This window comes from Blautia sp. An81 (assembly GCF_002161285.1).
In the GTDB taxonomy this organism is placed as follows: Bacteria; Bacillota; Clostridia; order Lachnospirales; family Lachnospiraceae; genus Blautia; species Blautia ornithocaccae.
Genome location: NZ_NFHH01000023.1, coordinates 49,888 through 60,259 on the forward strand (window position 1 = coordinate 49,888; position 10,372 = coordinate 60,259).

Here is a 10,372-nt window from a genome sequence, read left to right on the forward strand (position 1 = left end):
CCAATGAAGTTACAATTTAAACATCAGAAGTTCCAGGCAGATGCCGCCAAAGCGGTCGTGGATGTATTCGCAGGCCAGCCTTATCTTACCCCTACCTATATGATGGATCGAGGTTACCAAGGTAAGCTGATTGAAGGTGGAACCTTTTTACAGACAACACTTTCTGAAGATGAAGATTTTACAGGCTGGCGAAATGAAAGAATTGTACCGGAGCTGAACGACGGTCTGATTCTGGAACACATACAAAAAATTCAAAGAGCACACCAGATTAAGCCTTCTACCAAACTGGAGGGACGCTACAATCTGACCATAGAAATGGAAACCGGTGTCGGTAAAACCTACACCTACATCAAGACGATGTATGAGCTGAACAAGCACTACGGATGGAGCAAGTTCATCATTGTGGTTCCGAGCATTGCCATTCGTGAGGGCGTTTACAAGTCCTTTGAGGTAACGCAGGATCATTTTGCAGAGGAATATGGTAAGAAGATTCGCTTCTTTATCTATAACTCTGCCCAGCTGACCGAGATTGACCGTTTCGCTTCGGACAGTTCAATCAATGTGATGATTATCAACTCCCAGGCGTTTAATGCCAGAGGTAAGGATGCTCGTCGTATCTACATGAAGTTGGACGAGTTCCGTTCTCGTCGCCCGATTGATATTATTGCAAAGACGAACCCTATCTTGATTATCGATGAGCCGCAGTCCGTCGAGGGTAAACAGACGAAGGAAAGACTGAAAGAGTTTAATCCTCTGATGACCCTTCGCTATTCTGCAACTCATAAAGACGATAGCATTTACAATATGGTCTATCGACTGGACGCAATGGAAGCTTACAACAAGCGTTTGGTTAAGAAGATTTCCGTTAAGGGTATTACCGAGTCAGGCAGTACCGCTACAGAGAGCTATGTGTATCTGGAAAGCGTAAATCTTTCCAAGGCAGATCCGACCGCTACCATCCAGTTTGACTTTAAAGGTGCTACAGGTATCCGTAAAAAGACCATGACTGTGGGCATTGGTTTCAATCTGTATGATTACTCCGGTCAGATGGAGGAATACAAAGCCGGCTTTGTAGTGAAGTTTATTGACGGACGAGACAATTCTGTCGAGTTCTTGAATGGTATCAAGATCTATGCCGGTGATGTTATTGGTAAGGTCAGCGAGGAACAGCTTCGCCGCATTCAGATTCGTGAAACAATTCTTTCTCATATTGAAAGAGAACGCCAGTTGTTCTATAAGGGCATCAAGGTTCTTTCCCTTTTCTTCATCGACGAGGTTGCACATTATAAGCAATATGACGCTGCTGGACAACCTTTCAATGGTATCTTTGCAGATATGTTCGAGGAGGAATATAAGGATATCGTGGACAATCTTCAGATTGGCATGGGTGAGGATGATTACATCAAATATTTGAAAGCAATCTCACCGTCCAAAACACACGCAGGCTATTTTTCGGTGGATAAGAAAGGAAGAATGACGGATAGTAAACTGTCGAATAAGAAAGAACGCACTTCCGATGACATTGATGCTTACGATTTGATTATGAAGGACAAGGAGCTGCTTCTCGACCGTGACCCCAAGAAGTCGCCGGTACGCTTCATTTTTTCCCATTCTGCACTGCGTGAGGGGTGGGATAACCCTAATGTATTCCAAATTTGTACCCTGAAGCAAAGTAGTAGCGATGTGCGCAAGCGACAAGAAGTTGGCCGTGGTCTCCGTCTTTGTGTCAACCAGGACGGTGAAAGAATGGATTCTAATATATTGGGCAACGATGTTCACAACATCAATGTCCTGACGGTTATTGCCAGCGAGAGCTATGATTCTTTTGCAAAAGGTTTGCAGTCTGAAATGGCTGAAGCTGTTGCAAGTCGACCACAGGTTGTTACCGCAGATCTGTTTAAAGGAAAGGTTATCGTGGATGCCAGAGGAAATGAGCAGGTTGTTGATTCTGAAACTGCAAGTGCAATTTTCTTTGACCTGATCGTGAATGGCTACATTGACAAAAAGGGGATTCTTACTGATAAATACTACACTGATAAGGCAAATAATGAAATCAAGATTGCAGAAGAAGTGGCTGATAGTGCTGAGTCTGTTATCAAGATTCTAGATTCTGTTTACGATGATAAGTCCATGAAGCTCGAAGATGCCCGTAAAAACAATGTGGAATTGCAACTGGACGATAAGAAACTGGCCATGCCGCAGTTCAAGGCTTTGTGGGAACGAATCAGTCCGAAGTCTGTGTATGTGGTTGACTTTGATACAGATGAGCTGGTACAAAAGTCCATTGCATCCCTGAACCGCAGTCTTCATGTTGCGAAGATTTACTTCAAGGTAGAAACCGGCTCAATGGATGAAATCAAATCCAAGGATGCTCTGGTAAGCGGCGCTTCCTTTGTGAAGGATAAGTCATCTACCTACGGTGCTTACCACACTATTACTGCCAATCATGGAGTGAAATATGATCTTGTTGGCAAACTGGTTGAAGAAACTGGTCTGACCCGTAAAGCTGTGGTGGATATTCTTGTGGGCATTGAAAAAACTGTGTTTGACCAGTTCAAGAATAACCCGGAAGAATTTATTATAAAAGCAGCTTCCCTTATCAATGATGAAAAGGCCACTGCAATCATCCAGCATATTTCCTATAATGTCCTGGACGAAAGATACAGTACAGATATTTTCACTGAACCGACGATTAAGGGGAAACTTGGTACTAATGCAATGAAGGCGACTCGCCATCTGTACGATCATATCGTATACGATTCCACTAATGAGCGTGATTTCGCAACCGACTTGGATACAAATACTGATGTTGCCGTTTATGTTAAGCTCCCTGACTGTTTCTATATTTCTACCCCAGTGGGCAAGTATAACCCTGACTGGGCGATTGCTTTCTATGAGGGAACAGTGAAGCATATCTACTTTGTCGCCGAAACAAAAGGCTCCATGTCCTCTATGCAGTTGAGACTGATTGAGGAATCTAAGATTCATTGTGCAAGAGAGCACTTTAAGGCAATCAGTGGAGAGAATGTGGTTTACGATGTGGTGGATAGCTATCAGACGTTGCTTGAAAAAGTAATGAAATAACCTAAACTGCGAATGGAGGTAGGAAATGGCTCAACATTTATCTGTAAAAGTTCCGTGAAAAGACAACAGATATAACAGCCTCGTATGTGATAAGCAGTGTTACAATAACGCTTGATTGAGGTTAAAGGATATCTCCAGTAGTAGAGGCAATGAACTGGAAGAAAAATTAAGTGGATGTCCTAGGACACCTATACCAAAATCATGGTTCATCCATATAAAACATGTAATAACAGCACTCACAAGTATTCCCGAGAGACGGAGTTGAAATATCATCTGTTCTCTCTGCCGGCACGACCTTTTGGTTGGAATATGTCGCATAAAGGAAACGATGACAATATCGGGAACTTTGTGCGTAAATTTGCTATTGTTTATGACCCTAATAGAGAACCCAATTTGCCGTTCTCGACAAACTAGGTTCAGGATGCAGATTGATTGAGTTTATAGTACCTGGTACCGTGAATATCCACAAATAGGATTCTTCTATGATAAGGCGGGATGGAGCGCTTGAGCAAGGATTTCTGTCTTTAGAAGACTAATGAATAGCCGATGGTTTGGAAGGAGAAACACATGATTGATTTCAAAAAATTAAATCCCATACTGGAAGGGTACAAAACGTACTTTCCGAGCCATTGGGATGATGAAAAATATAAGTGGGAGGCGATCAAACACTTTCAGGAGCACTGGGATATTGACGCTGAAAATTTCGGAGAGATGTTCAAACAGGCTACTGAAAAGACATTTAACTTACTGGCGTCAGGGTATGCTTACCCGCGCGGCATGATTACAAACTTTGCCAAAGCAGATGATGGTGCAACACGGGAGATGTTCCGGAATTTGTTTGATGAGTCTCAGGATCTGGCTGCAAGAGTATATGCTTTCCAGACAGTAGCGGAGGAATTACGGTCAAAGTATGATGACGGTACGTGGAGAAATCACTATCAGAATACGAATGCTATTAGTACATATCTCTGGCTGCGATATCCGGACAAGTATTATATCTACAAGTATGAGTTGTTCCGTGCGGTTGCAAAAGAATTGTCTTCTGATTACATGCCGAAGAAGAACGGTTCAGTTGAAAACCTGATTGGCGGTTTTCAACTGTATGATGAGATCTGTAACGCTATCAAGACAGATTCAGACATTAAGACTTTGATTAATGATGCTCTTGTTCCAAGTTGTTACGATGACCCTGAAATGAAGACAGTTACCATCGATGTAGGATTCTATCTTGCACGTTATTATTTAAGCGAACAGGATGCCACCAAAGAAACTGAAGAGTGGTTTCCTAAGGATTATTCGCCAGAACTTAGTGTGGACGACTGGATTGAGCTGTTGAATGATAGTTCTATCTTTACAATAAATAGCCTGCAAATCATGAAACGTCTAAAAGATTATGGTGGTGCTGCTACATGCAAGCAACTTTCGGTGAAATATGGGGAAAATCCCAATTTTTATAATGGCGGATCGTGGTCGCTTGCTCAACGTATTGCAAAGAAAACGGGCTGCCCTGTTATGACAAAAGACACGAATGATTCAAAATGGTGGCCAATTCTTTATATTGGAAGGAAAGCTGATAAATCCTCTGAAGGCGCATACATATGGAAGCTTAGAGAAGAATTGGCAGAAGCGCTGAATAAAGTAGATTTAAGTGAGATTGATTTATATGTTGATAATACACCGTCCATATGGAAAATCAGTCAGGGCTCTATATCTGAGAAGAACAGAATCATTTTTGAAGGACGTAATGTTGTAGTGGTACACAGTACAACAAAAGCAAAAGCTACCTCTAAGGTTTCTCAGGGTGAGAGTTTTATGGAGGGTATCAAGGAAGGGGATTATTTTTACCTTTGTTATGGAAATAGCATAAGGTTGTTGGGGCAATTTGTTACTGATAAGGCTGTTCTTAATCCAGAAATGGAAGACGGTTGGTATGAAAGAGAGTACCGATTAATAAGGACATCAAAAGATACATCTGCTTACAAGGGAATTCAGAAATGGTGGACGCCAAATGATAACTCTACCTGTATAAAGGTTGAAACCGAAGATAAGGAGCTGTTTGAAGAAACAATCTTAAATCCTTATTTTGATATGACGGTGTCTGCACTTTTGGGGGATGAAAATCAGGAGCAGAATTATTGGTGGCTGACCGCAAATCCTAAAATTTGGAGTTTTTCAGATATCAAAATTGGTGAAGAGCAGAATTATACACTTTACAATGAGAATGGAAATAAGCGTCGTGTATTTCAGAACTTTCTTGATGCAAAGGTCGGGGATGTGGTTATAGGGTATGAGGCTAATCCGGTAAAGAAGGTTGTGGCTATTGCTAGGATTACACAGGCGAATGATGGTAAGGCTATCTATTTTGAAAAGGTTGAAGGTCTGGCTACACCGATTGAGTACCTTGCTCTTAAGGGATGTCCTGAACTTAAAAAGATGGAGTTTTTCGTACAGCCGAACGGAAGCTTATTCAAGCTGACTAAAGGTGAATACGACTTTATCATGGACATTATACGAGAAGAAAACCCTCTGAAGAAACCGGATACTGCAAAGCAGAAATACACCAAGGAAGATTTTCTCAGCAAGGTCTACATGACAGAGGAAAGGTATGATGTCCTAGAAACATTACTGAGAAATAAGATGAATGTGATCTTGCAGGGAGCACCAGGTGTTGGCAAGACCTTCACAGCCAAGAAACTTGCATATGCCATGATGGGGGAGGCGGATGATTCCCGTATAGAAATGGTTCAGTTCCATCAGAACTATTCCTATGAGGATTTCATCATGGGATATCGTCCGGATGGGGCTGATTTCAAGCTCACAGACGGTATCTTCTATCGGTTTTGTCAAACAGCGGCGAATTATCCGGATAAGGAATTTTTCTTTATCATTGATGAGATTAACCGTGGAAATATGAGTAAGATATTTGGGGAGTGTCTGATGCTGATTGAGAAGGATTACCGAGGAACAAAGGCTACTTTGGCCTATAGCGGAATGCCATTCTCTGTGCCGGAAAATCTGTACATTATAGGCATGATGAATACTGCTGACCGAAGTCTTGCAATGATTGACTATGCACTCAGAAGAAGGTTCAGTTTCTTTGAGGTGGAGCCTGGCTTTAATTCAGAAGGATTCACGAACTATCAGAATGCATTTGGCAATGAGACTTTTAATGCTCTGATTGAGCAGATCAAGCTGCTGAATAAAGAAATTACAGAAGATAAATCGCTGGGACGAGGATTTCAGATTGGGCATAGCTATTTCTGCGGAAGAGAAGAGCTTGGATGCACTGATGAGTGGATGCGTTCTGTGGTAGAATTTGATATCCTGCCGATGTTGAGTGAATACTGGTTTGATGAACCGACAAAGTTGCAGCGTTGGGAGAGAAATTTGCGTGGTGTATTTGATGATTAAGGATAAGAGCATATTTATAAAAAACATATACTATATGCTTTCCTATGCATTTAAGATTCTGAAACAGTCGAATTATGATGAGGTAGCTTCGGAAAAGTTCGAGAATGCACAGGACTTATTTGCTGCGATTCTTAGCAAGGGTATTGCTCAGCAGCTGAAGCAGGGACTTTACCGGGAATATATTACGAAAAACGAGACGTTATCCACCATGAGAGGCAAGCTGGACCTGCAGGAGACTCTGCGAAACCGGATCCAGCGAAAGCAGAAGTTGGCCTGTGAGTTTGATGAGCTGTCTGAGAATAATTTGTTCAATCAGATTTTAAAAACCACGATTCATTACCTTCTAATTGCTGAAGGCGTGGAAGTGGAAAGAAAATCTGTGCTGAAGAAGATCCTTGTATTTTTTGACGGCATCGAACTCTTAGAACCTTCCGTCATCCCATGGAGCCACCTTTATTATCAGAGGAATAATAAGAACTATGAGATGTTGATGAATGTCTGTTATTTTGTTCTGGATGGAATGCTTCGGACCACAGAGAAGGGTGAGTATAAGATGGAGTCCTTCTCAGATGAGCATATGGCCAGGCTTTATGAGAAGTTTATTCTGGAATACTATAACCAGCATCACACTTATCTGAGTGAGGTCAACGCAGGACAGGTGAAATGGAATCTGATTGGTGATAACAGCGAGTCCATGATACGGTTCCTGCCGATCATGCAGACAGATATCATGCTAAGATTAAAGGATCAGATTCTCATCATTGACGCGAAGTATTATGGGAAGACGCTTCAGCAGCAATATGATAAGTATACTCTGCATTCCAATAATGTGTATCAGATATTCACTTATGTTAAGAATCAGGATAAGAACAATACTGGAAATGTGGCGGGGATCCTTCTGTATGCTAAGACGGATGAGGACATTACTCCGGATTGTATGTTTAACATGGGAGGAAATCAGATTGGGGCAAAGACACTGGATCTGAATAGGGATTTCCCGTTGATTGCGGAACAGCTGGATAAACTGGCCGGAGATTTCTTTAAGGTGAAGTTTGCGTAGTGGAGGAGATGGATGGTAGTAAAAGAAACCGAACGATTATACAAATCATATTTGAACATCACCAATTCTCGCTGGGAATATGGCAACAGTGTCCTATACCGTATGTGTGAAGAAGAGCCAGAGCATAAACAGATAGATGTTATCGTTGGCAAGATTTGGCTCATCGGAAGGAGCTATGCTGCGGCCATTGAGAGACGAAAGAATGCGGTTGTTGTTGGAGATGATTTTTATTATGATGTGGTAGCCCCGAAACTGTTGGAGATCGGTTCGGAACTTGATGATCGGATCACTAGATTGAGAAAGAGCAAAGGGCTTGTTCTTGATGACATTAAATTGGTTCTGAGTACACATAAGTTCTTGATGGATATTTTTTATGAATTGACCGGATTGGAAAAGAGATCTCTTGCATCAAAATATCTCCACTTTCATTGCCCGGAGAAGTTTTTTATCTATGATAGTCGGGCAAGAGTAGGAATCGGGAAGCTGGTGAAGAGACCTAATAAAGAAATTCTTACGGATGTGTCCGATTACGATCCAGAATATGGAGACTTTGTATGTAGGGTGCTTGAACTGCAGGAATATCTGGATGAACAGCTTGGAGTATATGAATTGCCGCGAAAATTGGATGGCTTTCTTCTGACAGCAATCAAATAACGGATGGAGAAGATCTATATTCGAAACGAAGAAAACACTTATCGCCGTGTATAAGGATGAGTATAAATGTTAGTCTAAAAGTGATCACTCTATAGTTGAAGAACATAAACCCCGGTCAGAAAAGACGGTATGCCTTTTTCTGATCAAATTAAAAAAACTTTTTACAAACTATTAACAAGAATCACAGGAACTGAATGCTCCTGTGATTCTTATTAGTTAGTATTAAGAGAGTCACATGCTGATAACAAAGCGCGTGCATATTTTTTGCCAGAAGAAATAACTAGTTTTTTGTTGATAAGAAAAATCCATATTAATAAAAAAGCAAGGTTAATAAAAAAGCCACAAATTATATTTGTCAAATTTAAAGAAATAAATTGTCTGTGTCTCAAAAAAAATAGTGCTGCATTAAAGACTATACCAATGAAACATATGGCTAAACCAAGAGGCTTTAATCCTAATAAATTATATGAGAAACCAAAATTGATGTTTTCTTCGGCGATTAGTGGGAATTTATTTGGGTCACGTGTTTGGGCAATTAGCCAAGTTACAGCAGTCGAAACAGAATTTTTCATATGTGTATCGTCATCAGAAAGTGTAAATTCTTTAATATTTTGAGATAAAAAAGTATAATATCTGTCCTTGCTTTTTGGGTCAATATAATTGGATGATGGCAATAATGCTTTTTGAGCAGGCAACAAATCGGGAAAACATTTTTTCATGGCTCGAGTGCCAGGTATTCTGCAATAAATTATTAGAAGATTACAAAATCCATATGTAATTAATAGCACAATCAATGTTGAAGTGATTTTTTGCATTTCTGATATAAGTAAATACAGTTCCAAGATCAAAGGGGCAATAAGGATTATTCCAACGCTCAGGCGGGCTCTTAGATTGTATGGGCCAAATGCAGTAAATAATTCTTTCATGAAAAAAGTCTCCTATATTTTGGTAAAGCAAGTATCCAAACGATCATAAAAATTTGGATTTTTCCTAGTATTATACAAAAGAATTTCAGATTCAGTCAAATCAAATTTAAAACCAAACATATTACCTTTTAATAAATTTGCATATCCGTAACTGTTTTGTTTTGGGAAATAAATGTCTTTATTTAATGATTTGCACCAAGAAAAATCAATTGTGCCACCACAAGTGATGGCAACAATTGTTTTTTCAGAAATATTATTACTACGCAAGTACAATGAAACAGCTATATTGTGTCCAACAATAAAGAAAACATCTAGAGAGGTAGAAGGAATACTCACAAGTTGCTCGAAACCTGCTATTGAAGTTTGGGGAAAACACCATAGATGTATACTTTTTTCAATATATTGTTGTCTTGCTGTTAACTCATTAGAAAAACAGTTTTGTAATAAATAACGCATCGTTTTACATTCCTAAAGTGCGACCTGTTTGAACAGTTTTTGGTAAAAAATTTGAGTTATTAATTGTTATTGTACCTTCATATTTTGTATTGTAAACTCGATATCCAGTAGTGTCTAATTTATCAGAACCTCCATTGGTATTTCCTGTGTTGTCGGAAATAACATAGAAGGAGTTGATTTGGTCGCTCTTTTTTTCAAAAATCTGCTCAGCCTGTTTTGGTTTTCCGTGATGAGGTAATTGGATGGCATCATAACTTCTTACTATATTTTCAATTGATGCATAGGAACAGTCTCCACATAGTAACATGCTAGAAGCTCCAAATTTAATTTTTACTTGAATACTTGTCGCATTATAAATAGTTTCACCATCAATATTGTCACTTTCTCGACTGTCAAGATGTTTTGCTACAGCATTCATCATGTAATCCAAATCAGGTCCTATAATGCTTACCTCAGAACAAAATGTTTCGGGATGTTCATAGATGTCTTCAATTGGTTCACCGGATAATTCTGCAATATTATTATAAAGATTAAGAATTTGTTGCTTTAATGGCTCACGTTTTCTTCGTTGATCATTGATTTTATCTAAAATATCATCTACATATTTCAGTAGTAGAGTGGTTTTGATTACACTAATTTTATTTTCTGATAGTAATTTACGTTGTTAGCGTCGGGCGATTTTCACCATTCAGAGTCGGATTAAAAACGCCAATCTCAGTCAATTTAAAATCGCCAATGCATCATGTATGTTATTAACAGTTACGCATTTTTATACTCCGTA

7 protein-coding genes are annotated in these 10,372 nt (G+C 39.7%); 4 read left to right on the forward strand and 3 right to left on the reverse strand.

The genetic code is table 11. The features are described from left to right. Positions 1-3: 3 nt before the first annotated feature. The 4 genes from B5G33_RS16355 to B5G33_RS16370 all read left to right on the forward strand — a co-directional run bounded on the left by B5G33_RS16355 (position 4) and on the right by B5G33_RS16370 (position 8,209). Entirely contained in the window at positions 4-3,084 is a 3,081-nt protein-coding gene (locus B5G33_RS16355; protein ID WP_087418404.1) for a type III restriction-modification system endonuclease, read from the forward strand. A gap of 567 nt (positions 3,085-3,651) precedes the next feature. Next, entirely contained in the window at positions 3,652-6,495 is a 2,844-nt protein-coding gene (locus B5G33_RS16360) for an AAA family ATPase (RefSeq protein ID WP_087418405.1), read from the forward strand. A gap of 34 nt (positions 6,496-6,529) precedes the next feature. Further along, on the forward strand, positions 6,530-7,555 hold the full coding sequence (mcrC, locus tag B5G33_RS16365) for a 5-methylcytosine-specific restriction endonuclease system specificity protein McrC (protein WP_330396721.1): 1,026 nt from the start codon (positions 6,530-6,532) through the stop codon (positions 7,553-7,555). Positions 7,556-7,567: 12 nt separating this feature from the next. Then, entirely contained in the window at positions 7,568-8,209 is a 642-nt protein-coding gene (locus B5G33_RS16370; protein WP_087418406.1) for a hypothetical protein, read from the forward strand. 212 nt (positions 8,210-8,421) lie between these two features. Here the strand turns inward: B5G33_RS16370 and B5G33_RS16375 are convergent, their stop codons facing one another. The 3 genes from B5G33_RS16375 to B5G33_RS16385 are packed head-to-tail and all read right to left on the reverse strand — an operon-like array spanning position 8,422 to position 10,021. Continuing rightward, positions 8,422-9,135 carry a hypothetical protein gene (locus B5G33_RS16375; protein WP_087418407.1) on the reverse strand — a complete coding sequence of 238 codons (714 nt, stop codon included), beginning with the start codon at positions 9,133-9,135 and terminating at the stop codon, positions 8,422-8,424. Positions 9,136-9,147: 12 nt separating this feature from the next. Further along, positions 9,148-9,591: a hypothetical protein gene (locus B5G33_RS16380; protein ID WP_087418408.1), complete on the reverse strand. Its 444-nt coding sequence runs from the start codon at positions 9,589-9,591 to the stop codon at positions 9,148-9,150. A gap of 4 nt (positions 9,592-9,595) precedes the next feature. Next, the gene (locus B5G33_RS16385) at positions 9,596-10,021 is read right to left on the reverse strand and encodes a hypothetical protein (RefSeq protein ID WP_143276547.1); all 426 of its coding nucleotides are present in this window, start codon (positions 10,019-10,021) and stop codon (positions 9,596-9,598) included. Positions 10,022-10,372: the final 351 nt, after the last annotated feature.